The sequence below is a fragment of the Mongoliibacter sp. genome, assembly GCF_007692705.1.
Taxonomy (GTDB): Bacteria; Bacteroidota; Bacteroidia; order Cytophagales; family Cyclobacteriaceae; genus Mongoliibacter.
In genome coordinates this window covers 1-25,793 of record NZ_REBN01000208.1, presented here as the reverse complement: position 1 = coordinate 25,793, position 25,793 = coordinate 1, and the positions used below count along the sequence as shown (strand labels likewise).

Annotated in this window: 22 protein-coding genes and 1 pseudogene; 17 read left to right on the top strand and 6 right to left on the bottom strand. The window is 38.3% G+C overall.

What is annotated here, in order from left to right:
• Window positions 1-2 precede the first annotated feature (2 nt).
• Window positions 3-2,063 (bottom strand): GAF domain-containing SpoIIE family protein phosphatase, encoded by a 2,061-nt coding sequence (locus tag EA341_RS14800; protein WP_293015913.1) that lies wholly within the window; start codon window positions 2,061-2,063, stop codon window positions 3-5.
• A 101-nt stretch (window positions 2,064-2,164) separates the two neighbouring features.
• Between EA341_RS14800 and EA341_RS14795 the strand changes: the two genes are divergently transcribed.
• Complete coding sequence (locus EA341_RS14795) at window positions 2,165-2,881, top strand: DUF4197 domain-containing protein (protein ID WP_293015911.1); 717 nt, start codon at window positions 2,165-2,167, stop codon at window positions 2,879-2,881.
• On the opposite strand, the gene EA341_RS14790 is transcribed toward EA341_RS14795, so the two are convergent.
• Window positions 2,882-3,199 carry a DUF721 domain-containing protein gene (locus EA341_RS14790; RefSeq protein WP_293015910.1) on the bottom strand — a complete coding sequence of 106 codons (318 nt, stop codon included), beginning with the start codon at window positions 3,197-3,199 and terminating at the stop codon, window positions 2,882-2,884. It abuts the gene before it with no gap.
• A gap of 18 nt (window positions 3,200-3,217) precedes the next feature.
• Window positions 3,218-4,345 carry a radical SAM family heme chaperone HemW gene (gene hemW, locus EA341_RS14785; RefSeq protein ID WP_293015909.1) on the bottom strand — a complete coding sequence of 376 codons (1,128 nt, stop codon included), beginning with the start codon at window positions 4,343-4,345 and terminating at the stop codon, window positions 3,218-3,220.
• Window positions 4,346-4,393: 48 nt separating this feature from the next.
• Here hemW and EA341_RS14780 point away from each other — a divergent pair, with 48 nt between their 5' ends.
• The 8 genes from EA341_RS14780 (at window position 4,394) to gldN (ending at window position 13,649) form a co-directional block, all read left to right on the top strand.
• On the top strand, window positions 4,394-6,109 hold the full coding sequence (locus EA341_RS14780) for a hypothetical protein (protein WP_293015908.1): 1,716 nt from the start codon (window positions 4,394-4,396) through the stop codon (window positions 6,107-6,109).
• Window positions 6,110-6,112: 3 nt separating this feature from the next.
• Window positions 6,113-7,228 (top strand): DUF4271 domain-containing protein, encoded by a 1,116-nt coding sequence (locus tag EA341_RS14775; protein WP_293015904.1) that lies wholly within the window; start codon window positions 6,113-6,115, stop codon window positions 7,226-7,228.
• Between the two features lie 38 nt (window positions 7,229-7,266).
• Window positions 7,267-8,046, top strand: a complete 780-nt coding sequence (locus EA341_RS14770) for a uroporphyrinogen-III synthase (RefSeq protein ID WP_293015903.1) — start codon at window positions 7,267-7,269, stop codon at window positions 8,044-8,046.
• A 66-nt stretch (window positions 8,047-8,112) separates the two neighbouring features.
• A complete protein-coding gene (locus EA341_RS14765) occupies window positions 8,113-9,090 on the top strand; it encodes a type IX secretion system membrane protein PorP/SprF (protein WP_293015902.1) in 978 nt (325 codons plus the stop codon).
• Window positions 9,091-9,207: 117 nt separating this feature from the next.
• A complete protein-coding gene (gene gldK, locus EA341_RS14760; RefSeq protein ID WP_293015900.1) occupies window positions 9,208-10,302 on the top strand; it encodes a gliding motility lipoprotein GldK in 1,095 nt (364 codons plus the stop codon).
• Window positions 10,303-10,353: 51 nt separating this feature from the next.
• Window positions 10,354-11,151, top strand: a complete 798-nt coding sequence (gene gldL, locus EA341_RS14755; RefSeq protein ID WP_293015898.1) for a gliding motility protein GldL — start codon at window positions 10,354-10,356, stop codon at window positions 11,149-11,151.
• A gap of 39 nt (window positions 11,152-11,190) precedes the next feature.
• Window positions 11,191-12,792 (top strand): gliding motility protein GldM, encoded by a 1,602-nt coding sequence (gene gldM / locus EA341_RS14750; RefSeq protein WP_293015896.1) that lies wholly within the window; start codon window positions 11,191-11,193, stop codon window positions 12,790-12,792.
• Window positions 12,793-12,836: 44 nt separating this feature from the next.
• Window positions 12,837-13,649 carry a gliding motility protein GldN gene (gene gldN, locus EA341_RS14745; protein ID WP_293015894.1) on the top strand — a complete coding sequence of 271 codons (813 nt, stop codon included), beginning with the start codon at window positions 12,837-12,839 and terminating at the stop codon, window positions 13,647-13,649.
• Window positions 13,650-13,675: 26 nt separating this feature from the next.
• Here gldN and uvrC read toward each other — a convergent pair whose 3' ends face one another.
• From uvrC to EA341_RS14730, 3 genes are all read right to left on the bottom strand, one after another.
• Window positions 13,676-15,481 (bottom strand): excinuclease ABC subunit UvrC, encoded by a 1,806-nt coding sequence (gene uvrC, locus EA341_RS14740; RefSeq protein WP_293015892.1) that lies wholly within the window; start codon window positions 15,479-15,481, stop codon window positions 13,676-13,678.
• A gap of 62 nt (window positions 15,482-15,543) precedes the next feature.
• Window positions 15,544-17,820 (bottom strand): transglycosylase domain-containing protein, encoded by a 2,277-nt coding sequence (locus EA341_RS14735; RefSeq protein WP_293015891.1) that lies wholly within the window; start codon window positions 17,818-17,820, stop codon window positions 15,544-15,546.
• Between the two features lie 23 nt (window positions 17,821-17,843).
• On the bottom strand, window positions 17,844-20,390 hold the full coding sequence (locus EA341_RS14730) for a tetratricopeptide repeat protein (protein WP_367127588.1): 2,547 nt from the start codon (window positions 20,388-20,390) through the stop codon (window positions 17,844-17,846).
• A gap of 180 nt (window positions 20,391-20,570) precedes the next feature.
• On the opposite strand from EA341_RS14730, the gene EA341_RS14725 reads away from it, so the two are divergent.
• The 8 genes and pseudogenes from EA341_RS14725 to EA341_RS14690 form a co-directional block, all read left to right on the top strand.
• Complete coding sequence (locus tag EA341_RS14725; protein WP_293015888.1) at window positions 20,571-21,443, top strand: M23 family metallopeptidase; 873 nt, start codon at window positions 20,571-20,573, stop codon at window positions 21,441-21,443.
• Between the two features lie 2 nt (window positions 21,444-21,445).
• Window positions 21,446-21,871 carry a polymer-forming cytoskeletal protein gene (locus EA341_RS14720; protein ID WP_293015887.1) on the top strand — a complete coding sequence of 142 codons (426 nt, stop codon included), beginning with the start codon at window positions 21,446-21,448 and terminating at the stop codon, window positions 21,869-21,871.
• Window positions 21,872-21,893: 22 nt separating this feature from the next.
• Window positions 21,894-22,091: an AtpZ/AtpI family protein gene (locus EA341_RS14715; protein WP_293015886.1), complete on the top strand. Its 198-nt coding sequence runs from the start codon at window positions 21,894-21,896 to the stop codon at window positions 22,089-22,091.
• A gap of 429 nt (window positions 22,092-22,520) precedes the next feature.
• The gene (atpB, locus tag EA341_RS14710; RefSeq protein ID WP_293015884.1) at window positions 22,521-23,546 is read left to right on the top strand and encodes a F0F1 ATP synthase subunit A; all 1,026 of its coding nucleotides are present in this window, start codon (window positions 22,521-22,523) and stop codon (window positions 23,544-23,546) included.
• A 39-nt stretch (window positions 23,547-23,585) separates the two neighbouring features.
• The gene (gene atpE, locus EA341_RS14705) at window positions 23,586-23,840 is read left to right on the top strand and encodes an ATP synthase F0 subunit C (protein ID WP_009032918.1); all 255 of its coding nucleotides are present in this window, start codon (window positions 23,586-23,588) and stop codon (window positions 23,838-23,840) included.
• A gap of 81 nt (window positions 23,841-23,921) precedes the next feature.
• On the top strand, window positions 23,922-24,416 hold the full coding sequence (gene atpF / locus EA341_RS14700; RefSeq protein ID WP_293015883.1) for a F0F1 ATP synthase subunit B: 495 nt from the start codon (window positions 23,922-23,924) through the stop codon (window positions 24,414-24,416).
• Between the two features lie 2 nt (window positions 24,417-24,418).
• Window positions 24,419-24,979: an ATP synthase F1 subunit delta gene (atpH, locus tag EA341_RS14695; RefSeq protein WP_293015881.1), complete on the top strand. Its 561-nt coding sequence runs from the start codon at window positions 24,419-24,421 to the stop codon at window positions 24,977-24,979.
• A 32-nt stretch (window positions 24,980-25,011) separates the two neighbouring features.
• A pseudogene (locus tag EA341_RS14690) lies at window positions 25,012-25,793 on the top strand (F0F1 ATP synthase subunit alpha); the annotation flags it as partial.

Genomic DNA, 25,793 nt, shown 5'->3' with positions numbered 1-25,793 from the left:
TCTTATTTAAACTTGATGACAACTATGGAATAGTCATCATCCATGACTACATTTTTTCCAATAAAACTATATACCTCCTCTATGATACTTTCGTGGATTTCTCTTGGAGAAAGCTGATATTTTGACTTGAATACTTTTTTTAATCTTTCATAACCAAACTCTGTCCCTGCTTCATCTTTTGCTTCGATGATTCCATCGGTAAAGAGCAACATAGCATCTCCGGACTCAAATGCGAATGACGTTTCATGGACATATTCATCAAATAGGTTGTTTCGAAGGATTCCTAAGCCCATACCGTCAATACTTAGGTAATCACATTCCTGATCTGAATTTCTGTAATAAAGCGTTGGGCAATGCCCTGCTCTGCTGTAGGTCACCTTTTTTTTCTCTGTATCTATAACATAGAATGAAGTGGTAATGAAATGATTTTTTTCGAGACACTGACCAAGTGCTACATTGGCTTTTTTGATAAATTCAGAGGGGCTTGGGTTCAATTGTACAAGACTGTGGAAAATGCCTTTCATTTGGGACATGTTGAAGGCAGCTGAGGTACCTTTACCCGATACGTCTCCAATGATCACAGCAAACTTACGTGGACCAAGAGGATAAGTTTCATAATAGTCTCCACCGACTTCATCTGCAGCTACTGAAAAAGCAGAAATACTGAATGTTTCGTCATGATGCAGCTTCTTGGGCAATAAGCTTCTTTGGACCCGCTGTGCAATCTTGAGTTCCTCTTTATACCTTTCGTTTTTGATGGCTTCATTTAGTAGTCTGTAATTTTCTACCGATATACAGGCTTGTCCTACAAATGTGGAAATGATATTGACCATCTCTTTGTTGAAACCATCTTTGACTTCTTTGACCAAATAAAGCCTCCCCACTGTTTCTTGATTGATTACCAATGGTATGATAAGAGCAGATTTATACGGAGGAAAGTCTATTTTTCCCTGAAATACTTTATTCTCATATCCTGCTTTTTCCCAGTCGAAATTGGAGAAAGGCTTTTGGGCATTGATATGCCTGAATAGTTGATGGGTGGCATTTTTTTCTATAAACCTTTCATGCAAAAATACCGTCTGATCTTCTTGATCTTTGATTTCCAACCATCCGGCATCAGCATAGGCGGCGCTCATACTCGAGTCGATAAGTATATCTAAAACTTGGTTCTCGTTTTGTCCCGGTTTGATGGATTGGCTCAGTCTCTGGAAGTTGATAGCTTCTACCAATTTCTGTTCAAAAACTGAAGAAGTGGGTAGGTTGAACAGTGTGACTAAGAAACTGAACAAGGAATAAAAAAATACAAATGAGAAAAGTCCGATCAGAAACAGGTTGTCTGTGAGGTTGACAATGATCAGTTCACTTTCACTGTAATTGAGAACCTGGCCAAAAAGATAGGAAACAGAGAAAAGTATAATAACCAAAAACAAAATGGATTTCCATTTTTCTTTAAAAGTTAGGTAGGGAATCCATTTGAGATTGATAGAAAGAGAAATTGAAAAAACAGTGATGATGACCAATCCAAACAAGAAACTGTAATCGAGGGAGTTTTTATTGAAAAATATAAAAAACATACTCACTAAGAGCAATATTTCGAATAGCTGCCACTGCTTGACAATGTTTTTGGATTTCTGATAGAGGATAAGATGTTTCCATAACAGTGCACAGGAAATCAGGAAAAGGCTGATCAGCGCGAAAGTGACATGGTAGAAGAAATTCTTGAGAAGAATATCACTGGCCAATTTCGAATCACCCAGTACAGAATAAAAGAAGCTAATCAGAATGGACACGCCTGAGGCTACTAATCCTGTAGAAGCGCCTCTCCAAATCAGATTCAGAAAATCGTTATCCTCGTTTTTGGATATGTTATAATTATAAAAAAGATAAACATTAATGAAAAAAATGATTTCTAAAATAAAAGAAACTTCAGGCATTACGCCCGACTCCATTTGATTGATTATCCCAAAAATCCTCGTAATATCAACAAAAAGTAAGGCCAGCCAGGTCAGGACAGCGACCAATAGACTAACTTTACCGATATTTGGATTTGGGAGCTTGATCATTAATATAAATGCATCGCAATAATACCAATTCTTCCTTAATTAACCTGATTGCATTAATTGCTTAGGTTATAAATAAATGTTAATTTCTTAAAAAAATCCTTATGCGTTCAAGTTACTTTCCATTTTTACTGGTTTGTTTGTTTTTAATTAGCTGTTCTTCATCTGATATCAATAGAATTTTACAGGCTGCCGGGGGTTCTGCTCCACTTACCCAACAAGAAGTTTCCCAAGGATTGAAAGAAGCACTCATTCAGGGAATAAGCAAAGGAGCAGACCAAGCCTCTGAAACAGACGGGTTTTTCCGAAACGATATGATTAGGATTCTCTTGCCTGAAGATGCTAGAAGGGTAGAGAATACCCTTAGGCAGATGGGACTGGGGTCAGAGGTCGACAGGGCATTACTCGCTATCAATAGGGGGGCGGAGAGTGCTGCCAAAGAAGCGAAACCGATTTTCATCAATGCGATTAGACAACTCACCATTCAAGATGCTTTCAACTTATTGCAGGGTGATCAGGAAGCTGCTACCAATTTTCTAAGAAGAACTACAGAGATTCAATTGATAGCACTATTTCAACCAAGAATAGAAGAGTCTCTCAATCAGGTAGGTGCGACAAGGTATTATGGTGATATTGCCAACGCATACAACGCCATTCCTTTGACAAATAGAAGGATTGATCCTGATTTGAATACTTATGTGACAGACAGGGCGATTGATGGTTTGTTTAAGCTTATTGCAGAAGAGGAAAAAAATATCAGAGAAAATCCATTACAAAGGACATCTGCACTAATGCGGAGGGTCTTCGCAGCGCAAGACTAATCAGAGAAAAATAATTTCTTCAATGATTTTAGGGCCGAATTTCTCATGAATGATACCCAATACTTTGGTCCTGTTCATGGAGAGTTCTTTTTTGATTGGTCCGGAGCTGATTTTGACAAAAAGCTTTTTGTCTTTGATGTATAATGAGCTTGTGCGGGAAGCCACCGTATTTCCCATTAATTCTGGCCAAGATTGTATCAGGTGCTTTTCTTCGTAAGTGTCCTTGAGCCTGTAGGCTTTGAGTAAATCTTCAAAAGCCTCCTTCAATGGAGTAGCTTCTTTTTTACGCTTGCTAAAGTCTCTATACTTATCCTGCATGTATCAAAGGTAGTCAATTCAATCGATAAAGAAGGAGGCTGCAATTCCGTCAGCGAGTAATTTTCCCTTCTTGCTCAAAGTAAGTGTGGTATCCGAAATTATGATGAGGTTTTCTCTCAATAGGTTTTGAATATTGGAATGATGCATAGTAACCAAGTCTACTCCAAACTTCTCCTTGAGGTAATTCAAATCAGTGCCCCAAATGGTCCTAAGGGAAGTCAAAATATATTCGTTGCATATGTCAGAGCCTTCCAAAGGCTCAACCGTAAATGGGATTTCGCCTTTGTCCATTTTTTTGATATAAATACTGTTATTGGAAATATTAGCACCCCTAAAGCTTCCGTCAAATGAATGAGCCCCAGGACCTATTCCCAAGTAGGGCTTATTTTTCCAATAATTGGAATTGTGGAGTGCAAAATGTCCTTCTTTTGCGAAATTTGAAATTTCGTACTGAACATAACCTGCCTTTTCTGAGTACTCCATAAGTGACTCAAACTGTTCGGCAACAAAGTCTTCACTTGCTTCCTGAAATTTGCCTCTCTTACTCCAGTTGCCCAATGCAGTTTTAGGCTCAATGGTGAGCGCATAGCTGCTGATATGTCCCGGATCTAAGCTTAGGGCTGTTTCCAAATCGTGTTTCCAGATGCTATGGTCTTCGAATGGGTATCCATAAATAAGGTCCACAGAGAGTTTCTCAAAACCAGCAGATTTGGCTAGACCAATTGCTCTGAGAGATTCTTCAGCATTATGTGCCCGATTATAAAATTCCAAAACCTTTTGGTCAAAGCTCTGTATGCCGATGCTCAATCTTTTGAAGCCTAATGATTTTAAAATCTGGAGTTTTTCAGGGCTTAGATCGTCGGGGTTAGCTTCAAGGGTAAGTTCCTGAATATTTACAGAAAAATTCCTATAAATGGAATTGAGAATTGATTCCAGGTGATGTGCTTGTAATATGGAAGGTGTGCCTCCTCCAAAATAGATGGTTTGTATATTGGTATTTTCAGGGAAAAATTTTTTCCTACTTTCAATTTCTTTACAAATCATTCTCACTAATGCATCCATTTGGCTGAGGTTGGTGCTAAAATGGAAGTCACAATAGTGACAAGCCTGTTTACAGAAAGGAATATGGATATAGATGCCAGACAATTTTTATACTTTTAGCCTTCAAAGATACAAGAAACTCCGAAGTCAGCCTTGAAATTATCCTTAACCCTGATATTGATTTTATTACAGTTTCAATTGATTGCTCAGCAACAATTTTGGCTTAAATATGAAATTGTCGGCGAAATAAGCCAACAGGATACCGTTCAAGTAGGTACTGAGGCAGAGTTGAAACAATTTAGAAATGGGTTGCTCGCTGAATTGCATCAAAGGGGCTACCTCGTGCCACAATTGACCGAAAAAAGTGTAGGAAAAGACTCATTATTTATGTCCCTAGATACCGGAGAGAAATATGAATGGTATAGTTTGGGATTAGGGAATTTATCCAATTCCATTTTAATAAAATCAGGAATAGACACAAGACAATTTGAAGGCCGAAATTTTAATTATGCAGAACTTTCCCGGGTCTTTGAAAGGATATTGACAGTCTCAGAAAACGAAGGCTATCCTTTTGCTTCTATAAAACTGGATAGTGTTACCGAGAATAGCAATAAAATTTCAGCAGCACTTCATTATGATTCTGGTCCTTTTATAAGGTTTGACAGTCTTCAAGTCACAGGTGATTCAAAAATCAGCAAGCGGTTTTTGGCCAAGTTTTTACAGATCAGGCCCGAAAGCCCTTTTTCCCAAAGAAAAATTAATAACAGTATCCGTCAAATCAATGAATTGCCTTACCTCCGCTGGAGTGGGGAGCCAGAGTTGAGCTTTCAAAATGAGGAGGCAACACTGTACCTTCCTTTGGATGATCGAAAAATCAATTCAATAGATGGCATAATCGGATTTTTACCTAATGAATTAGAGGGGAGTGGGTTGCTTATTACTGGGCAGTTTGATTTGTTATTATATAATGTTGCTGGTACGGGTCGCAATTATGAGCTCCATTGGCAAAGGTTCAATCAATTTTCACAAAGCCTGCAGTTATCAGCTTTAGAACCTCTCATATTGGGTTCCAATATGGATGTTCAAGCTTCTTTTTCCTTATTGAAGGAAGACAGTACGTTTTTGACCCGTGATTTTCGGTTAGATTTTGGATACAGGATGGATGGAGGAGCCTATCTTAAGTTTTTCACCCGAAGACAGGCAGGAGACCTTATTGGGGTTTCGGGGTTGAGTGAAAGGGTGAATTTTCCAGAGGTTGGTGATTTCCGTTTCAATAATTATGGGCTGGGTTTTGATAAATCCTGGCTCGATGATGTGTTTTTCCCACGCAGGGGAGCATTGGCCAAAATGGAATTTGCCATCGGGAATAAAAATATATTGGTCAATACTGCATTACCCCCCGAATTGTATGATGGGCTGAACATGAGAAGTCTTCAATATTACTTTAAAGGTTCCTTTGAAAAGTATTTTTATAAAAATCTGAATTGGGGACTTTACAGTAGGTTGACAGGAGGTTTGATGGAGAACCCCAATCTTTTTGTGAATGATTTGTTTAGACTTGGAGGTTTACGGACTATTAGAGGTTTTAATGAAAATTTCTTTTTTGCTGATAATTATATCTATTTGAATATTGAACCAAGATATTACTTTGATACCTATTCATATTTTATGATTTTTGCCGATATAGCTCGTCTTCAAAATAGGGTACAGAATTTACCTGTGGATTTTCCATATGCAGTGGGCTTAGGTTTCAGCCTGGAAACCGGAAACGGAATCTTTAATTTTATTTATGCCTTAGGTGGTGGCAATGCTCAGGATTTTGCATTGAACCTTTCAAAAATACATTTTGGATATACTGGCAGGTTTTAAATCATGGAAAGAAAGCTCAATATTATAGTTTTATTTATTTTTTTTATGTCGACCTCAGCATTGTCTGCCCAGGTTCTTGAAAATTATGATTCTAAAATCCGAAAAAATCATCAAAGAGGATGGTTGAGGTCAAGTTACACCAGTCAGGTCACTCTGGATCTGGGGAATTTCCCCAAGAGTAGCTTGATGTTAGCCATACCCTCCGGCACCACTATTTTCATGAATGAAAAATTGTGGTTTTATTCTGGGACAGACACTTTACTGAATGTTGAAGTGCAACAGCTCAAAAATCTTTTTGCTGTTTCAGGAAATCATGATGTGGAATTCACTGCACTAAACGAAAACAACAGACTTTCAGAGTTATCTGTAAAAAAGGGTTTTTTTGAAAACCAATCTCAAGAGTCAGCTACTACTCTGACAGGAGGTATGGATTATGGGAAAAGGAATACAAGCGTATTTAGTGATTTTTACCTTACAGGGCTTGTCATTATACTTTTATTGGCAGCCATTTTCAAAGTGATTTTCCCTATTGTTCTGGAATACTTTGTTACCCCGAGAAAGCTGATTACTGGAGAAGATTTTAATGAAGCAGGGATTTTTCAGAAATTTTTCTCAATTGATGTCATTTTTTACCTTCTGATGATGAGTATGCTATTGATGCTGAATACGATGATGGCAGCACACGTCTATGCCGTCCCATTATTGAGTGAGATCTCGGCAGGAGGTTTGAACAGTCTTTTTTTCTATTGGATTTTAGGTTCTGTAGTACTGGTTTTCTTATTTGTGGGAAAGTTTATTTTCCTCAAAATCCTTGTTTCTGTATTTGATTTGGGGAAATATGAGTTTTCGCATTTTTTCTATTTGTTAAGATTATTATCTATTTCCCTGTTTCTCATAACACTTGTTGTGACATATTTTTACCTGAATGATCAGACTACTATCAATGAGGTTGTTACATCTGCTTTGTGGGCTTTCTTCTGGGTGTATTTAGTTGGGATCACTTATTTGTTTATAATTTTGGTAAATCGGGTTCCCTTTAAAAATTACCATTTATTTGCTTACATTTGCACCGCAGAACTGATTCCGTTTTTGATTATTTCAAAAATAATCATAGGATAGTCAAGAAAGTTTTAAATTTTAAGGAGAAGATTAAGAACATGAGTAAAGGTACCAAAGACAGACTTAATCCGGTTAAAAGTATCCTGGTTTCCCAGCCAAAACCCAACGATCCAAATTCACCCTATTTTCAGCTTGCTGAGAAGTACAATTTAAAAATTGACTTCCGACAATTTATTGAGGTCCAAGCGGTCTCGATTAAGGACTTTAGGAAGCAGAAAATTGATATATTGAAACACACGGCTGTGATTTTTACCAGCAGGAATGCTATTGATCATTTTTTCACAATATGTAAGGAAATGAAAATAGAGATGCCTGCTGATATGAAGTATTTCTGTATTTCAGACCAGACGGCTCATTATCTTCAAAAGTATATTGTTATTAGAAAAAGGAAGCTTTTTGTTGGTCAAAAAACGGCTTCGGATTTATTCGATTATTTCAAGAAGCATAAATCTGAAAAATACCTTTTCCCTTGTTCGGATATAAGGAAAGAGGATATTCCTAATTATTTGAGTAAGGCAAACATTGAGTTTACCGAAGCAGTCATTTATCACACCGTAGCTGCGGATCTTTCAGACTTAAGAAATATCAAATACGATGTGTTGGCTTTTTACAGTCCTTCTGGAATCAAATCTCTCAAGCACAACTTTCCTGATTTTGAACAAAATGAAACCCGAATCGCTGCTTTTGGACCAACTACGGCGAATGAAGTAAGGGAACAAGAGTTGATATTGGACATAGAAGCACCTATGCCTAATGCGCCAAGCATGACTGGTGCACTAGAGTTATACATTAAAAAGGCAAATAATTTAGGAGATTGATAATCTTTTGTGGTCTTTTTCAGTTTTAATATGTAGAATAGGGTTTTCATACAGATCTTCACTTGCATGGATAAGCTGAAATTTCCAAAAGTCGTCATAGTAATCTTAATTTTTTGCGGAATCTACCAAGTACCTTTGGCTTTTGGTCAGCAGGATCCCCAGTTTACGCAGTATATGTACAATGGTCTCTTTTACAACCCTGGCTTTGCGGGTAAGGAAGGAGATTATAGGTTTACAGCACTGCATCGTACCCAATGGATGAATTATCAGGGGTCTGGTGGACAAGCTCCAGTTACTCAATTGATCACAGCATCAGGTTTATTAGAAGATTATAAAATTGGGTACGGCCTTACTTTTATCAATGACAATATAGGTGCTACAAACAATCAAGAAATAAACCTTTCTTTGGCTTATCACAGAAATCTTAGGAGAGGAGTGTTGAGTATTGGTGCTTCAGGTGGAGTTTTTTCCAGTACATTAAAATATGATGAACTTATATTTGTAAACCCCGATCCGAATCTTCCAGCTGATGGTAGTGAGACTCAAATTAATTTTAATTTAGGTCTGGGTGCTATTTATGATAGAGGGAATTATTACGTGGGTTTGAGTAGTAGGCATTTAAATGAACCCGGCTTTGACTTTGGTGTTGATGAACCGGGATTTGATAATCAGCTGAGAAACCATAGCTATTTACTGTTTGGCTATCGGATAAAGACATTTGCTATGTGGGAATTTGAGCCAAGTTTTTTATTAAAAACCGTTTCCTTCAATAATTTTTCATACGACTTGAGCGTTATAGCGACACATAATCAAAAAATAAGTGGAGGTTTGGCCTACCGTGGTGAAGAATCGGTATCATTATTGTTAGGCTACAGCATCTTAAGAGATAATTCTTTGAGAATTGGATATGCCTTCGATTTGGTGGTCGGAGGACTTGAAGCAAAATCACCTACTAGTCATGAGTTTATGTTGACTTACAATTTGGTTCCGATTAAAAGGGAATTTGAAAGAGTAATTCAAAGAACCCCAAGATATAGGTTTTAAAAATATTCTAGGAAATATGACAATTAGCTTGTGTTATTCTTATATTTTCCTTTAAATTTCGCTTTCGTAGACAAACAAATATGTGCAGTTATCTACATAACTTAATAAGTGTATTTTATGTATAATAAAATGAATTCTCGGATTTTCCCCCTTATTTCGGCCATTTTGGTGGCCGGTATTCTGCAGGGATGCGGCCTGTTTGGAAAGAGGGGAAGCGCAAGTGAAAAAGATAATCGGAGAGGTGAAGTGACAGGTGTTCCGAAGAGGGCCAACTGGCAACAAAATTTGCCTATTGACATGGTAGCTGTAAAAGCGGGTACTTTTTGGATGGGGCAAGCCGATGAAGATATCGCACATACCCAGTCATCTTTTAACAAGCAAATAACGATTTCTGAATTTTATATGGACAAATACGAAGTGTCCAACAATAAATACAGACAGTTTTTGGAAGCTGTAAGACTTGGAGAATATGATTATGGAACACCAACCACATTGAAAGAGCCACCTACATTTAATTTGGATGAAGTTCTTCCTGATACGACTGTATGGTCTACTAGCTTTTCATACCACTATGGTGACCCATTGATGGAGTTTTATTTTGATCATCCTGCTTTTGACAACTATCCGGTTGTGGGCGTGAGTTGGGAACAAGCCCAAATGTACTGTGAGTGGAGAACATATCACATGAGAGCCAATGATAGGTCTGATTTTGATATGCCGGGATTTAGACTTCCGTCTGAAGCTGAATGGGAATATGCCGCTAAGGGAGGTAAAGATGTAGCCAAATACCCTTGGGGAGGTCCATATATCAAAAATAAGAGAGGTTGTCTAATGGCAAATTTCAAACCTGGAAGAGGTAATTACATAGACGATGGTTTTGCTTATACAGCACCAGTAGATGTATTTGCTCCAAATGGATTTGGGCTTTACAATATGTCAGGTAATGTAGCAGAGTGGGTTATGGATGCATACAATCCTGTAGCCAGTGCAATTACCTGGGACTTGGATCCAGTCTACAACGACCCCAATGAATCAAGAAAAATTATTAGAGGAGGATCTTGGAAAGATATTGCACATTATCTTGAAACAAGTACCAGAACTTATGAATACCAAGATGTAAAAACCGCACATATTGGATTCAGAACAGCCATGACATTTATCGGGAGATCAGGGTCAATGGATGTAAACAATAACAGAAGAAGAAGAAGGTAACAAACACAAAACAAATAACAATTAACACTTAATCGCTCACACTCTATTAAAATGGCAAAGAACAATTCATTCAAATACAAATTTTATGGCGACATTATGCCTAAAATTTATGGTATCGGTGCTTCTATCGTAATCCTGGGTGCTATGTTTAAGATTCTTGATTGGCAAGGAGCCAGTCTTATGATTGGAGTCGGACTAACCACAGAAGCCTTGATTTTTTTCCTCTCAGCATTTGAACCAAAACAAGAAGAAATAGACTGGTCTAAAGTTTATCCTGAATTGGCGGGAAGTGAACCAGCCGCTAAAAAACCACTTAAGGCTAACGTTAATGATGGAATTTCCCAGAAATTTGATGAGATGCTGACTAATGCTAAAATAGGTCCTGAACTTTTTGATAGCCTAGGAAAAGGAATTCAAAACTTGGCTTCTTCTGCTGAGAAAATGGGTAAAATTTCAGATGCTGCTGTCGCTACAACCGAATATGCAGATAATGTCAAATCTGCTTCTAAGACCCTTGTTGATATGAATCAATCTTATGGTAAGACGGCTGCTGCTTTGACCGAATTGTCTTCGGCTTCCGAGGATGCCAAAGCTTATCACGGTCAAGTAGTAGAAGTAACCAAGAATCTTTCTGCTCTTAACAATGTCTATGAAATGGAACTTCAGGATGCTCAGAGCCATGTTAAAACTTTAAATAAGTTTTATTCGAATGTTACAGCTGCAATGGAAGGTCTCTCTGAGGCAGGTAAAGAAACTGAGGCTTTCAAAAATGAATTGGCCAAATTGAATCAAAACGTAAGTTCTTTGAATAAAATCTATGGCGGTATGCTTACAGCCATGAAAGGTTAAGCCAAACTTAAAAAATGTTTAATCTTTTAGAATTTTAAAATGGCAGGAGCTAAAGAGACACCAAGACAACGGATGATTGGTATGATGTACCTGGTATTGACAGCATTGCTGGCATTACAGGTAAGTAACCAGATCCTACAAAAATTTGTATTGTTGAATGATGGACTAGAGAGAACATCTAAAAACTTTATACAAAAAAATGAATTCACTGTTTCTTCAATTGCTGGAACAGTTGAACAACAAGGTAATAATGAAAGGGATGTGCCTAAAGTGGCAGCAGCCCGTGAAGTAAGAAAATCCAGTGCTGAAGTTTACAGCTATCTAGAAAGTCTTAAGCAGGAATTGATTACAGAATCCAATGCAAAAGATGATCAGGGGATGTATAAAACTTCTGCGCTTAAAAATGTGGATGTACCTGGCCAAATTTTCAATAACCAAAGAAAAGGTTTTGATATGCAGGACAGGTTGAATCAGTATCCAGTTGAGATTACCAACATTCTTGCTGGAATCGGTATAGACCTCCAATTCAGTGATATAGCCAAAGACGCAAAAGACATTGAGATTTTCAAAAATGATTCAGAAGCAAGGAATAAAAACTTTGTGAATCTGAATTTTGTAAAATCTCCGGTGGGTGCAGTTATGGCTTTAATTTCTCAATATCAAAATGAGGTTTTGAATATTGAAGGTGAAGCTTTATCTGCTATTACAGGGTCTATTGGTACTTTCTACTTCAAATCTGATGTATTCAAGGCGAGTGTAGCTGCAAACTCCAATGTTGTAGCTGCAGGGACCAAGTTTGAAGGTAATTTATTTATCGCTTCTTCTTCTTCCTCAGCTCAGCCTAAAATGACCGTGAATGGAAGAGAAGTTCCGGTAGTGGATGGCTTTGGAGAAATCAGCTTTACAGTACCTCCAGCTGGCCAATATGATGACAGAGGTCTTGCAAGACAGGTATTGAAGGGTGAAATTACAGTAAATATTGCCGGAAAAGATTCTGTATTGAATGTTGATTATGAATATTTCGTAGCTCAGCCAGTAATCAGGGTTACTTCAGAGGTAGTGAATCAACTGTATGCAGATTGTGCTAATGATTTGATGATTGATGTTCCCGCACTTGGTAACAACTATGCACCGGACTTTACAGTGTCTAATGGTACTGCTATCAAAGGTCAGAGACCTGGTCAAGTAACCGTTATTCCAGGCAATTCCGGTAAAGTAGTTATTGGAGTAAGCAGTGGTGGAAATAAAATCGGAAATGTAGATTACGATATCAAACCAGTACCTGCTCCTACGATTCGTTTGTTTGATGGAAGAGGTCAAATCGATTTGAGTGTTGCATATCCAGCACCAGGTCCGGCTTCCTTGGCAGTAAGAGCTGTACCCGAGCCTACTTTTGCTAGAACAATGGCAAGAGATTCAAACTTTGAAGTAACAGGTGGAGAAGTAATTCTTTTGAGAAATGAAGTTCCTCGTGAGAGGGTTCAGATTTCAGGAGAGAACGTAGCGATAAGAAACTTACTTGCAGCTGCAAGAAGTGGTGACGCCTTAGTGATTAGGGTAACGGAAGTTACCAGAACCAACTTTAGGGGTAATAAAATCAAAAATAACCAGCCTGAAATTATCAGGATGGCAATTAAATAAAACCGATCTCGTTATAATGACGAGGTTATTAAATGGACTTAGCTATGATGTTAAAAGCTAAACTTATCGGCATATTTACTCTAATTGGAGTTTTCTTTGGACTAGATGTTTTTGCACAAGGTGCGACAAGCGTAAGCCCATCCAATAATGGAGACAGAAGATTCCAAATGGATACGGTATATTCCGCTAGACCTATGCGTGAAGATGACAAAATGTATCAGATCGCTGTCTGGAGAAGAATCGACCTAAGGGAGAAATACAATGTGCCATTGTATGGTTCAGGCGATACCAAAAATAATGGTATCATCAATAACATATACAAGGCGATTGTTGATGATAATGCTTTTGAAGTTTTTGCAGATGACGAATTCAAAAAACCATTGTCTATAGCCGAGTTTCAGGATAATTTCTGGATTTCTGCCAATGGTGACAGTATTTTTGTGAAACAACTGTATTACTTGGATTTCAGGGAAGATTTCCTTTTTGACAAGCATCATTCGCAGGCTAAATTTGATATCAAATACATTGAATTGGTAATGCCATCTCCGACCAATGCAAATGCTGGTCAGAAAACTATTGGCTTTATCAGGTATAAGGACTTCTACAATTACTTCAAGGACCATCCAGAAGCAAAATGGTTGAATTTCCAAAACACATCAAAAAATCTAAGTTATGATCAGGCTTTTGATCTAAGATTATTCAGAGCAATTGTTCGAAGGTATACTAACTCGGACGAAGCCCTAATCGCAGACAAGGTCAATCCTGATAACCCCAATGCTGAATTGCAGGCCTTTTTGGATGCACTTGATTTTGAGTACAAGTTACTCGAATATGAAAATGGGTTATGGGAATGGTAATCAAAATAAAATGAAAAAAGCGGGTTTTACCCGCTTTTTTCATTTTTAAGCCATTCCATTAATTTTATTGCTCTCGCTTCACCGATCAGTTCTACAAGTTCCTCTTCTTTTCCTTCCCTTATTTTTTTTACTGACTTGAAGTGTTTCAATAGTTTTTCAGCAGTTTGTTTTCCAATACCTTCAACTTTAGTGAGTTCAGTGCCAAAAGCCTTTTTACTTCTGACGTTTCTATGAAATGTGATGGCAAAACGGTGTGCCTCGTCTCTTATCCTCTGAAGTAATCGCAATGATTCCGATTTCTTATCAATATGTAGCGGAAACTGATCTTCAGGGAAATAGATTTCTTCCAGACGCTTAGCAATTCCTATAATAGGTACTTGCCCATAAATACCCAGGTTTTTGAGCGCTACAACGGAGGAAGATAGTTGTCCTTTTCCACCATCAATCACAATGAGTTTGGGAAGTGGTTTCTCTTCTTCAAGAAGTCGTTTATACCTTCTCCCCACCACCTCTGTCATACTGGCAAAATCATCCGGACCCTCTACGGTTTTGATATGATAATGTCTATATTCCTTAACAGCTGGCTTTCCGTTGAGGAAGCAGACCATGCTAGCTACGGGGTTGGTACCTTGAATATTGGAATTGTCAAAGCATTCAATGTGGTCTGGCATTTCTTTTAGAGACAAGTCTGTCTGAAGTTGTTTTAACACCCTGAATTTTTTGTCTTTGACCTCACCAGATGCCAAGAGCTTTTCTTGTTTGTAGTACTTGGCATTCTTGAGAGAAAGGTCAATTAACTTTTTCTTGTCTCCGATTTTTGGGATTGAAATATTGAGCCCCTCATATTCTTCATCTAAAGGGATATTAATAATGATTTCAGGTGCATTACTGTTGAACTGGTCCCGTAATCTTACGATTGCAGTCAGTAGCAAGTCAGATTCTGTCTCATCTAATTTCTTTTTAAGTTCTACTGTCTTGGTAATAATAACCGAGCCATTGATTATTTTAAGGTAATTCACGTAAGCAGATTTTTCGTCAGTTACTATGGCGAAGGTGTCAAGATCTTTGATAGAGGGATTGGCGACTAATGACTTGGATTGATATTTTTCCAGTAATTCCAGCTTTTGTTTGAAATACTCTGCCCTTTCAAATGCCAGCTTTTCTGCAGATTCAAGCATCTTTTCCTTGAAGAAATTTTTAGCTACAGTCAAATTACCTTTGAGGATGTGCTTGGCTTGTTCAATATCCTTAAGGTATTCTTTCTCCGATTGGTATCCTTCGCATGGCCCAAGACAGTTGCCAAGGTGGTATTCTAGGCACACCTTGTATTTTGATTCGCTTATCTTTGCCGGGCTTAGGTCGAGTCTGCAGGTTCTTACGGTGAATATACTACGAATGAGCTCCAAGACATTATTCATGGCCTTAACGGAAGCAAAGGGGCCATAATAGGTGCCTTTACCCTGAATCATTCTTCTTGTAGGGTGGATTTGTGGGAAATGTTCGTTGGTTACCACCAAATAGGGATAAGTTTTATCATCCCGTAAAAGTATATTGTACCGAGGTTGGCTCTGCTTGATCAGGTTATTTTCAAGGAGCAATGCATCGAATTCAGAATTGACCAAAGCAATTTCAATTTTCTTGATCTCCTTGACCATTCTTCTGGTCTTGTGGTTAAGCCCAGTTATTTTTACAAAATAAGAAGAGACCCTTTTTTTGAGACTTTTGGCTTTGCCAACATAAATCAATTCGTCAGCTTCATTGTAATATTTATATACTCCTGGTTGGTCGGGGAGATTATGGTATTCGTCAACTTTGTAGAATGAGGCATGCATAAAGCAAAAATAGAAAAAAACAGCCCCTAAGAAAGGGGCTGCATTTGGTTCTCGTTTTTTATTTAGAAATCATCCCTTTTGGGGTCAAAGTCAAAGTCACTGAATCTGTTGCTTTCCATCTCATACCGGTCACAGTCAATTTCTATACTTAGGGGTCTTTCAGGTCTTGGGAAAGGACCCTTTGAAATACCTAGAGATTGGTCGGCATACGCCTTAGCCATATACTTCACCCATATAGGGCGTGCAGTCTGTCCGCCTTGACCGAGTATCCAGCTTCTGAAGTGAATGGCCCTATCATCCCCACCTACCCATACTCCTGAGACTAAGTCTTTACTCATCCCCATATACCAGCCATCAGAGGCGTTTTGCGTAGTACCTGTTTTTCCACCCAATTGATTTCCTTCGTCTCTTAATGTCCATGGCACACCCTGGCTGGTTCCTTTTGATTCTTCAAAGCCCCCTCTCATCATGTAGAGCATCAAGTAAGCATGCTCTTCACTCATAGCTGGTTTTTTCTTTGGTGTAAATTGCTGAAGTAAATTGCCATTTTTATCCTCAATCCTATCAATATAGAAGGGAACAATATGTTCTCCTTTATTGACAAAAGTTCCCATAGCTCCTACCATTTCGTAGACTGATACATCACTAGTACCTAGTGCCAAAGCAGGCACCTCCTCAAGGTCGCTCGTTATACCTAGCCGATGCGCAGTCTCTACAACAACCCTTGGGCTGAGTTTTTTCATCATATATGCCGTGACTGAGTTGATGGACTGAGCCATAGCCCTTCTGATAGTCATTTTTTCATAAGAAAATTTCCCATCTGCATTCTTGGGTGTCCAAGAGGGTTGTCCTGGAATATTTACTTCGATAGGTTGGTCAATTACAGTATAGCAAGGGCTGTATCCATTCTCAATAGCTGCGGCATATACGAAGGGCTTAAAAGTAGAGCCCGGTTGTCTTCTTCCTTGCTTGACATGGTCATATTTGAAATGCTTATGATTGACTCCGCCTACCCATGCTTTGATATGTCCCGTATGTGGGTCCATAGACATAAAGCCTGTTTGAAGGTGTTTTTTATAGTGCCTCAAGGAATCCATTGTACTCATTAAAGTATCTACTTCCCCTCTTTCCCAAGAAAACACCCTCATTTTCTTTTTTTCATTCAACTTGATATCCACAGAGTCAGAACCTGCTCCATACCTTTTTATTAGGTTGCGGTAAGCATCAGTCCTTTTTACAGCATTTTCAAGAAAATTTGGAATTACCCTTCCTGTATTGTCTATCCAAGGATCCCGGTTGCCCATCTCGTTTTCAAACTTTTTCTGTAACTCTTTCATATGCTCCGAAACTGCTTCTTCGGCATATTTTTGTAGTCTGCTGTCAATGGTAGTAAATATCTTAAGGCCATCTCCAAAAAGATCATAAGGTGATCCATCAGGTTTGAGATTCTCTTTTGTCCATCTGATCAAGTCCGCCTTTATAATTTCTCTGAAGTAGGTGGCAAGGCCTTGATTTTGGTTTTCCACTTTATAATCCAGTTCGATAGGGAGTTGAAAGAGTGAATCTCTTTCAGGTTTGGTGATGAAATCATACTTTTCCATTTGGTAAAGCACAGTGTTTCTTCTTCTAAGCGAATTTTCAGGATTGAAAACAGGGCTATAATAGGTAGGAGCTTTGAAAAGCCCTACAAGTGTAGCAGACTCCTGAACATTCAATTCGTTTGGTGATTTGTTGAAGAAAGTTTTTGAGGCTGTTTTGATACCATATGCATTACTTCCAAATTCGGATGTGTTAAGGTACATGGTCAGGATCTCATCTTTGGTATAGGCCTTTTCAAGTTTTGCTGCCACAATCCACTCTTTTGTTTTGATGACAAGCATTCTTAATCCGGGCACCCTGCTGAGAACACCTTGTGATTCAAGGTTTCTGGTCTTAAATAGGTTTTTTGCTGTCTGTTGACTTAGGGTACTTCCACCACCTGCAGACTGTCTTAAGATGAGGGATTTAAACAATACCCTACCCATACTTTGCAGGTCTATGCCTGAGTGGTCTTCAAATCTGACATCTTCTGTAGCGATCAGCGCATTGATGAGGTTAGGGGACAGTTCATTGTAAGTGACAGGGCTTCTGTTTTCTCTGAAATAATTCCCAAGCAATACTCCATCAGCAGAGTATAATTCGGAGGCTAATTCTGATTCAGGATTTTCTAAGGCTTTGAAATTGGGAAGCTCCCCAAATAGTCCAAGGAAGTTGACACTGACTCCCCAGATAAATAGAATGAACCCAATGAAACCGGCAGCAAAGCCAATCCAAATGAGCTTGATAATTTTCTTGGTCATTATTGAATTACTGATAAAGCGTTTTAGTATGCTTTTTTATAAAATTGACGATACTCGTTGATGTTTTTTCTTTTATTCAATTCTTGGAAGTTCTCAATTGAAATTAGGAAGACCTTTTCTTTGTCATCTTTATTTAAGGAGTTGGAGTTAAATTCCTCCATAAACTTTTCTCTGTAGGCCAATCCTCTTTCTGCATTGTTGAACGGACTGACGATGAATATGGATTCCTCCCTACTCAAGTTCATGTTTCCTGTCCTTAATCTGGCATTCCCGAAGTTGGTAGAATGAAAGGATTCAAGATCTGCCAAAAGACTTTTCGCATTTTTAGCCTTGTCGGGATCCAAAGCGATGACAAATATATGAGTTTGGTTAGGATTTTCTTTATACGGAGATTCTTCTTCCTCATCATCTTCTTCATCCGTGGCCTCTCCACTATCTCCCGTGGTTGACTCCATATCATCTTCTCTTTCTTCCATTTGGGCTTCTGCCAGGTTTTGTTCACCTGTCAGCGCTTTAAGCATATTTCTTGCCATTTTTACCAATTCAGGATTCTCTGCGGTTTGGATATAATTTTCAAGTCTTGATTTATACCTCTCGGTATCTTCTATTTTGCCTGAAACCATGATATCAAGTAACATGAGTCTATCAGTATTTTTGGTTAAAGGGTAATTTTCCAAAGTATTTCTCACTTTGCTTCTTGCCTCTTGATACTGCCTGTTGTAATAAAGTTCATAAGCTTCTTTGTAGCTTTTAGAAGATTCCAAAAATGCCTGATTTCCTGTCATAGCATTTGGGTTGTTTACATAGTAGGTGTATTGGGAATCCGGAAACTCCCTGTTTAGCCTTTGTACGAAAAGATCCTCATTGCCCCCAAGCTCCTTTGCTGCTAAATAAAGGATATAATAAGCTTCCGATTTCTTGTTGGAGTTTGGATAGGATGTAATCAGTATTTCCAGGTAATCTTTTGCAATTTTTGCTTCCTTAAAATCAAAGAACATGAGTTTTCCCAATTCAAAATATGCCTCTTCCAGTTCTAGTTTGAGCCTTTGGATTTCGTCTTCAGTTTTGGGAATATTGGCTAAAAGAGAAGCTTTATCTGGAATATCAGCAAAAACATTTACCTCTTCCTCCTCTTCTTCCATTAATTCTTCATCAGCTCCCATTTCTTCGCCTGATCCCCCTGCTGTTTGAAAATTCTGAACATTCCTTCTCCAGTTGTCTTCCAGCTGTCGATTTCCCCAATTTCTATAAAAATCAATGGTCCCCTGCTGCATAGCTACGGCATTGTCAAAATAAAATGATTGACCTGAACCACGACCTCCAAATGCAAGCAAATTGTCAAAGATACTGCTGCTGCTTTTTTGTTTTTCCTTAGCCTCGGCTTCTCTTAACAACCTTTCCTCTTCTTGTGAGATAAAATTTTCTGCCACAAGCTCCTGCTCTTCCGGGCTGAGTTGTGCAAGCCTTATGAGGCTATCATTGTTGTTGATCACATCATATTGAGCTACGTAGTCATCAAAGATGGATTTTCTGGAAGTAATTTCTGCAAAAGCTTTATGAGAAGGACGGAAATTCGCCACAGCGGAGTCAAGATAAAATTTCGTAGCACGGAAGTCTTTTTTGATATCGAAGCTTATCTCTGCAAGTTTTTGGTAGATATAACCTTTCTGTATTTCGTTTTTGCCTTCTTCTTTGGCAGCCCTGATGAGCAGAGATTCTGCTTCTTCAATATCGTCCATCTTGAGTTCGAAAAGGGCTTTTTCATATAAAATCACATCTTTTAAATCCCTGTTTTTACTGTCTTTGTATAAGTCGTCATAAAAGCTGCGTACCTTTTTGACATCCTTACTTTTGTTGATTTCAGCCACTTGTTGGGCAAATAGCTGAGAGAAAAAACTCCTTTCATAAGGGGGGTTACCTTTGTCAGCCTCTTGATAATAGCTGAAAGCCAAAGCATCTAGCTCTTCCCTTTGATATAGTTGTGCCAGTATAAAGTTGATTCTAGACCGCTCATCTCTGTCCTTGGTATAGTCAAGTGCTTTGTCAAGTGCACCGATTTTCCCATTCACATCTTCCCTTGTTTCGTAATAATAGGCTAGCGTCTTGTATAGTAAGAATCGATTTTCTTTGCTGATTCTGGACTCTTTTGAGAGAAAATCAATGACATAAGTTGCGTCATCATAATTTCGCAAGTCAATAAATTGCCGAAGTAATTGAATCAAAGAACGGTGCCGGACATTTCTTTTCTTACTGTTGACATTCAGGTACCTGAAGGTATTTGATGCATCGTCAAAATCCGCATTGTAATAATCCGCAAGCCCAAGTAGGAAGTAATTGTCATCCACCCATTTTGAAATCCTGTGCCATTCTATAGCTTTTGAAGAGAAGTCTTTCACTTCAGTCAGAATTTCTTCATTTTGTTCTATAATAGCACTGTCAATTGGATAAAATACAGGTAAAACCTGTGAATAGTCTTCTCGATGATTGTCTTTGATCGCTTGTTCAAGTTTTAAGATATTGTTGTAGGCATAAAAATAAGCATTGTATCTTGAGGTTGTATTGTGGTACATCCTGTTAGTAAATGTGTTCTTTTCCGAAGAACATGCCCCTACTAGCAATGCAATTAATAAGAAATAAATTAAGTGGATTTTATTCATTTTGCCTATAAAGCCCCAAAATAAAGGATTTGGTTATAAAATAATAAACGCTTTCACTTAATATTATATTTTCGAAAGTTCAGGTAAGTTTAAATGAAGTATAAACTCAAGAAAATCTTTAAGTCAAAATTTCTTTTTGTCATCAGAAAAGAAGAAGATTTTGCAGTCTTAACTTCGTTCAGCATTACAGCTTCTAAAGTATTGCTGATCGGGGTCTTGTTTTTCATACTAAGCTTTGGGATTTCACTTGTACTGGCAAAGACGCTATTGAAAAACTGGTTTGATCCCAGTTTGACAGCAACAGAGAGTACAGAGTTATTTATTAATCTTTCCAATAGGGTAGACTCTCTTGCCCTGGAGGTGATGAAGAAAGACAATTATATACAGAATATACAGCGTATTATAGGGGGAGATGAATTAGGAGGTGATACTGTTCAGGCTTTTTTGGATACTGCTAATTTTGAAGTTGGGAGTGCAAGGCCTGAATTAGAGAAGTTTCAACCAAGCAAAGGTACTCAATCCATTATAGAAGAGATGCGCGGACTTCCTTTGGAAGGTAACCTCCAAAACAGAAATTTTTCGAGCTTTATGACAAGCACTTATTTTTTCACTCCCATTAAAGGATTGGTTTTGGCTGTATTTGATCCACAGCAGGATCACTTTGGTGTGGATATTGTTGCCAAAGAAAATGAAGCAGTGAAATCTATTTTGGATGGGACAGTGATTTTCAGCTCATGGACACTTGATACCGGGTATGTATTGATGATACAGCATTCTAATGAGTTGATTTCCATTTATAAACATAATTCGGTAATATTGAAGAATGTAGGAGATGTGGTAAGGAGTGGAGAGATTATTTCAATTGTAGGAAATACAGGAGAACTCAGCTCGGGACCCCATCTTCATTTTGAACTTTGGTATCAAGGTTCTCCTCTTAATCCTCAAGAATTTATCTCCTTCGATTAGTTATGTTCAGTAAACCAGAAGAAAAAAAATCAGTGGTCGACATGGTAAACTCCAGCAATGTGATTTCAAGAGAAACACATATCACAGGCGATATCACAGCCCAAGGCAATATTCGTATAGAAGGTACCGTAGACGGTATGGTAAAATCCACTTCAAAAGTGGTGATAGGGGACTCTTCCACCATCAAAGGGAATATTGTTTCTGCAGAAGCGGAAATTTCCGGAAAAGTTGAGGGAGAGGTAGTCTGTAGCGATCTGCTTTTTCTGAAAAAGACCGCCTTTATCAACGGAAATATCACCACACAAAAATTGGTGGTTGAAAATGGAGCTGTTTTCAATGGGAAATGTCAGATGAATTCCAACTCTCTCACTGTTTCCAAGTCGGAAGATAAAGAAGAGTCCGGTAAGAAACAGTTTGCTGCAGGTTAGGTTGAATACTTTTCTAAAGTATATGGGCCTCTCATTCCAAATGTTTGCGGTGATTGGGCTGGGAACATTTTTGGGATGGTATATTCAGGAGCAAAGTAACATGAAATTTCCTCTTTGGCTCTTGCTCTTTTCTTTTTTATCTGTGGTCGCTTCTTTTTATCATTTATACATCATGATGAAAAAAGATGAAAAAAATGAAGAGAGTAATAAAAATACCTAGTTTTGCATCCTCTAAATAAGGGGTATGCACACAATTAAAAAACTTACATTTTGGTTATTTCTGATTTCCTTACTTATCGCGGGAGTCATATACCTCTTGGAATATTTTTTTGATCCTTATTGGATACACGAAAAGGTATGGATAATCCTTTCATTTTTTGTGATTTTGACTTGGCTGACAGGAATGTTTACTCATTATCTATTAGGAATCAGCAAAGAAAATTCTGTTAATATTTTATTAGGAGCGATTGGCATCCGTCTCTTGGCAAGTATTGGTTTTGTGGCGGTTATGCTGGTATTAAAACTTGAAAATATTATTTGGTTTGTGGTCAATTTCTTTATCATTTATTTCTTTTACTTATTGTTTGATATATACGGGGTAATAGCTAATTTGCGCCCGAATTCGAAATAGGTTCTAAAAAATCATTTAATGGTCCGTAAATTACTTTGCCTAAGTGTTTTATTATCAGTCTTTTGGATTGGTTTTTCAAATGTAGCTGTTGCAGCAGGAGATGAAGATGATAAAACAGGCTTCATCATGCACCACGTAAAGGACTCACACGAGTGGCATTTTGCAACTTTTGGGCACACTCACCTGACACTTCCTTTGCCTGTAATTATCTATTCTTCTGATAGAGGACTTGAGGTGTTTTCCTCATCAAACTTTCAGAATCCAGAAACACATCTTTTTGGAAAAGAATACGGCCACAATGGATATTATATAGATGAGCATGATCATCTTAAGGCTGTGGATGAAGAAAGATCATTTATAGATCTTTCAATCACCAAAAATGTAGCAATGTTGTTCATTGTAATCGCAATAGTACTTTGGATACTGCTTTCTGCGGCTAGCCACTACAAAAAAAATCCTGGACAGGCACCTAAAGGAGCAGCTTCCTTTATCGAGCCGATTGTTGTTTTCGTCAGAGATGAGATTGCATTACCAAATATAGGGCATCACAAATACAAAAACTTTACGCCTTACCTGTTGACGATTTTCTTCTTCATTTGGTTTGGTAACTTATTGGGTCTTTTCCCAGGGGCAGCCAACCTCACGGGTAACATTGCTGTTACTGCTACATTGGCCATCTTTACTTTCTTTGTTACCAATCTTAATGGAAATAAAGATTATTGGAAACACGTAGTTGCAACTCCCGGTGTTCCGGTCCCTCTTTTGTTGATCATTGTTCCGGTCGAAATCATAGGTCTCTTCACCAAGCCATTTGCCTTGATGGTCCGTCTTTTTGTGGCCATTACAGCAGGTCACATTGTGATCTTGAGCTTTATTGGATTGATATTCGTGTTTGAATCCTATGCTGTAGGGTTAGCAAGTACGATAATGGTAGTGTTTATCAATATGATCGAATTGTTGGTAGCTACCATACAGGCTTATGTATTTACGCTATTCTCTGCCATGTATATTGGTCAGGCAGTCGCAGAACATGAGCATCATTAATTAGTAATTTCTTTGTTCAATTTATAAAACCTAACAAGTATGTTAACTTCAATCTTATTAACTGCCGGTTTCGCACTTATGGGTGCTGGTATCGGTGCCGGAATTGTAGCGATAGGCGCAGGTCTGGGTATCGGTAGAATCGGTGGTCAAGCAATGGAGGGCATCGCTCGTCAGCCTGAAGCAGCTGGAAAAATCCAAACTGCTATGTTGATTATCGCGGCTCTTATTGAGGTGGTTTCCCTATTTGCAGTAGTAGTTTGTCTACTAATTGCTTTGGGCGATTACACTTTCTAAGACAAAGATCAGGGATTGGCGCTAGGCCAATCCCTTTTATTACATTGAACAAAAACTGAAAATAAGCTAAAATTTCTAGATATGGATCTTATTATTCCCGGTTCCGGCTTGATCATATGGCAAATCATTGGATTTTCCATATTGCTGTTTATCCTTGCTAAGTTTGCATGGAAGCCGATACTTTCTGCTTTGGAGGAAAGAGAAAAAAGCATTGAAGATGCACTGAAATCTGCTGAAATAGCCAGAAATGAAATGGCCAATCTGAAAGCAGAGAACGAAAAAATCATCCTTGAAGCCAAGCTTGAAAGAGACGAGATGTTACTGAAAGCAACTGAGACAGCCAGACAGGTTGTTGAAGATGCCAAAGGAGTAGCTCAGGCAGAAGGTGCCAAATTACTTGAGGCAGCAAAAAAAGCAATTGAAACTGAAAAACAAGCAGCTCTTGAAGATGTGAAGGTTCAGGTAGCCGCCCTATCTTTATCCATAGCAGAGAAAGTTTTAAGAAAAACTTTGGCTGATGATGCCAAGCAAAAAGAGCTTGTGGATGAGTTGATCAATGAAATTAAGTTTAACTGATTATGTCAGAAATAAAAGTAGCATCCAGGTACGCCAAAGCTCTTTTGGAGCTAGCTGTTGAGAAGGGTCAACTTGAAGAGGTCATGACAGATGTCAGACTATTGATTTCTTTGGCCTCAGAAAACAGAGAGTTGGTACTGATGCTCAATAGCCCAATTGTCAACACAGACAAAAAATTCAACGTGTTGAGGCAGTTGTTTTCAAAAACTGCCAACAAAATTACTATGAGTTTTTTCGAATTGGTCACCAGAAAAAATAGGGCAAATGTGTTAGTTTCTACAGCTCTGGAATTTCAGAAGCAGTACAATCTTTACAAAGGTATACAGGTAGCGGAAATCACCACTACTATTGCTCTAGATGAGGATATCAAAAAGAAAGTAGTTGAAATTGTAAAAGAGATTTCTGGTCTTAACACGGTTGAGTTAGTAGAAAAAATAGACACAGAAATTATTGGCGGATTTATCCTTAAAGTCAATGATAAACTTTTGGATGACTCTATCAGCAATAAACTGAGAACATTAAAACTAGAATTTGCCAAAAGGTATTTTGTCAAATTATACTAAAAAATAAAGCATAACATTTAATTAAAAATATAATGGCACAAGTTAGACCTGATGAAGTTTCGGCGATATTGAGAGAGCAACTTTCCAATGTCAAGACTGAAGCCGAACTTGAAGAAGTGGGTACTGTTCTCCAAGTTGGTGACGGTGTTGCCCGAATATATGGACTTAGCAAAGCACAAGCTGGAGAACTACTTGAATTTGACAATGGTCTTAGAGCGATGGTGCTTAACCTTGAAGAAGACAATGTAGGTGCCGTATTGTTCGGTGACTCTAAATTGGTCAAGGAAGGTGACAACGTAAAAAGAACCAAAAGTATTGCTTCTATTCAAGTAGGCGAAGGAATGCTTGGAAGGGTTGTAGATACATTAGGTCATCCAATTGATGGAAAAGGTCCTATTGAAGGTGATCTTTTTGAAATGCCTCTAGAGCGTAAAGCTCCAGGAGTAATCTACCGTCAGCCAGTTAACGAACCACTTCAGACAGGTATCAAAGCGATTGACTCCATGATTCCGATCGGAAGAGGTCAGCGTGAATTGATTATCGGTGACCGTCAGACAGGTAAAACCGCTGTAGCTATTGATACTATTTTGAATCAGAAGGAGTTCTATGAAAGAGGAGAGCCAGTTTTCTGTATTTATGTTGCCATAGGGCAAAAAGCTTCCACTGTTGCAGGTATTGTAGCAGCTTTGGAAAAAGGCGGAGCACTTCCTTATTCAGTTGTAGTTTCTGCTGCAGCTTCAGAACCCGCTCCAATGCAGTTCTTTGCTCCGTTTACAGGTGCTTGTATCGGTGAGTTTTTCAGAGATACAGGTCG

Excerpts from the sequence above, each read along its gene's own strand:
- EA341_RS14800 (WP_293015913.1), bottom strand. The coding sequence starts at position 2,063 with ATGATCAAGCTCCCAAATCCAAATATCGGTAAAGTTAGTCTATTGGTC.
- atpH (WP_293015881.1), top strand. The coding sequence starts at position 24,419 with ATGTCAGAAATAAAAGTAGCATCCAGGTACGCCAAAGCTCTTTTGGAG.
- EA341_RS14735 (WP_293015891.1), bottom strand. The coding sequence starts at position 17,820 with ATGACCAAGAAAATTATCAAGCTCATTTGGATTGGCTTTGCTGCCGGT.
- gldK (WP_293015900.1), top strand. The coding sequence starts at position 9,208 with ATGTATAATAAAATGAATTCTCGGATTTTCCCCCTTATTTCGGCCATT.
- EA341_RS14765 (WP_293015902.1), top strand. The coding sequence starts at position 8,113 with ATGGATAAGCTGAAATTTCCAAAAGTCGTCATAGTAATCTTAATTTTT.
- gldM (WP_293015896.1), top strand. The coding sequence starts at position 11,191 with ATGGCAGGAGCTAAAGAGACACCAAGACAACGGATGATTGGTATGATG.
- EA341_RS14720 (WP_293015887.1), top strand. The coding sequence starts at position 21,446 with ATGTTCAGTAAACCAGAAGAAAAAAAATCAGTGGTCGACATGGTAAAC.
- gldN (WP_293015894.1), top strand. The coding sequence starts at position 12,837 with ATGATGTTAAAAGCTAAACTTATCGGCATATTTACTCTAATTGGAGTT.
- uvrC (WP_293015892.1), bottom strand. The coding sequence starts at position 15,481 with ATGCATGCCTCATTCTACAAAGTTGACGAATACCATAATCTCCCCGAC.
- atpE (WP_009032918.1), top strand. The coding sequence starts at position 23,586 with ATGTTAACTTCAATCTTATTAACTGCCGGTTTCGCACTTATGGGTGCT.
- gldL (WP_293015898.1), top strand. The coding sequence starts at position 10,354 with ATGGCAAAGAACAATTCATTCAAATACAAATTTTATGGCGACATTATG.
- EA341_RS14770 (WP_293015903.1), top strand. The coding sequence starts at position 7,267 with ATGAGTAAAGGTACCAAAGACAGACTTAATCCGGTTAAAAGTATCCTG.
- EA341_RS14725 (WP_293015888.1), top strand. The coding sequence starts at position 20,571 with ATGAAGTATAAACTCAAGAAAATCTTTAAGTCAAAATTTCTTTTTGTC.
- atpF (WP_293015883.1), top strand. The coding sequence starts at position 23,922 with ATGGATCTTATTATTCCCGGTTCCGGCTTGATCATATGGCAAATCATT.
- EA341_RS14730 (WP_367127588.1), bottom strand. The coding sequence starts at position 20,390 with ATGTACCACAATACAACCTCAAGATACAATGCTTATTTTTATGCCTAC.
- EA341_RS14795 (WP_293015911.1), top strand. The coding sequence starts at position 2,165 with ATGCGTTCAAGTTACTTTCCATTTTTACTGGTTTGTTTGTTTTTAATT.
- EA341_RS14790 (WP_293015910.1), bottom strand. The coding sequence starts at position 3,199 with ATGCAGGATAAGTATAGAGACTTTAGCAAGCGTAAAAAAGAAGCTACT.
- atpB (WP_293015884.1), top strand. The coding sequence starts at position 22,521 with ATGGTCCGTAAATTACTTTGCCTAAGTGTTTTATTATCAGTCTTTTGG.
- EA341_RS14775 (WP_293015904.1), top strand. The coding sequence starts at position 6,113 with ATGGAAAGAAAGCTCAATATTATAGTTTTATTTATTTTTTTTATGTCG.
- EA341_RS14715 (WP_293015886.1), top strand. The coding sequence starts at position 21,894 with ATGGGCCTCTCATTCCAAATGTTTGCGGTGATTGGGCTGGGAACATTT.